Source organism: Streptomyces sp. MS191, assembly GCF_008042125.1.
Classification (GTDB): domain Bacteria; phylum Actinomycetota; class Actinomycetes; order Streptomycetales; family Streptomycetaceae; genus Streptomyces.
This window is the reverse complement of record NZ_RDBI01000147.1, coordinates 1-913: the sequence shown is the minus strand read 5'-3', so window position 1 is coordinate 913 and position 913 is coordinate 1. Positions and strand designations below refer to the sequence as shown.

The window sequence follows — 913 nt, the reverse complement described above, 5'->3', positions numbered from 1 at the left end:
CGGTCACCGTCGACGAACTCGTCGACGAGGTGTACGGCGACGAGTCTCCGCACGACGCCTCCGCCGCCCTCCAGGCCCTCGTCGGACGGCTCCGCCGCGTCCTCGGCAAGGACGCCGTCGAGTCCACCCCCGGCCCCGGCTACCGGCTCCTCGCCCGGCCCGAGGMCGTCGGCGAGGGCGCGGCGGGCGTCCTCCCAGGCGGCGAGGGCGTCGGCCTGGCGGCCCTCGGCACGCAGGGCGCGGACGAGCTGGGCGCGGAAGCCTTCGTCGTACGGATACGCGGAGGTGAGCTCGGACAGCTCCGGTACGAGTCCGTCGACGGCGCCGCGGCTCAGGTCGGCTTCGACGCGCCGGCGTACGGCCGCGAGCCGCTGGGCCTCCGGGCGGACGCGCGCGTGCTCGGGCAGGTCGGCGAGCGCCGGGCCGCGGAAGAGGGCGAGCGCGGTGCGCAGCAGGCCGGCGGCCGCCTCGGGGTCGCCGGCGTCGAGCAGGCCGGCGGCCCGGGCGGTGTGGCGCTCGAAGACGTACAGGTCGACGTCCTCGGGCCGGGCGAGGAGCCGGTAGCCGGGGCCGGGGGTGGACTCGACGGCGTCCTTGCCGAGGACGCGGCGGAGCCGTCCGACGAGGGCCTGGAGGGCGGCGGAGGCGTCGTGCGGAGACTCGTCGCCGTACACCTCGTCGACGAGTTCGTCGACGGTGACCGCCCGGCCGGGCCGCACGGCGAGCGCGGCGAGCAGCGCGCGCAGGCGGGCGCCGCCGAGCGGGAAGGGGGTGCCGTGGGGGTCGAGGGCCTGGGTGGTGCCGAGGATGAGATACCGCACGCGGGTCATTGTCCCCGGGGGAGGTGCGCGGCGCCTCGGGGTTTACCCGGAGTGTCCCCCGCCGGTACACGCGGTGTGCGGGGGGACGGGCG

Annotated in this window: 1 protein-coding gene; it reads right to left on the bottom strand. The window is 77.9% G+C overall.

Annotated features, from left to right (window positions below; genetic code table 11):
• Positions 1–821, bottom strand: an 821-nt coding sequence (locus EAO71_RS35820; protein WP_147981982.1) for an AfsR/SARP family transcriptional regulator, incomplete at its 3' end; no start/stop codon positions are given.
• Between the last annotated feature and the right edge of the window lie 92 nt (positions 822–913).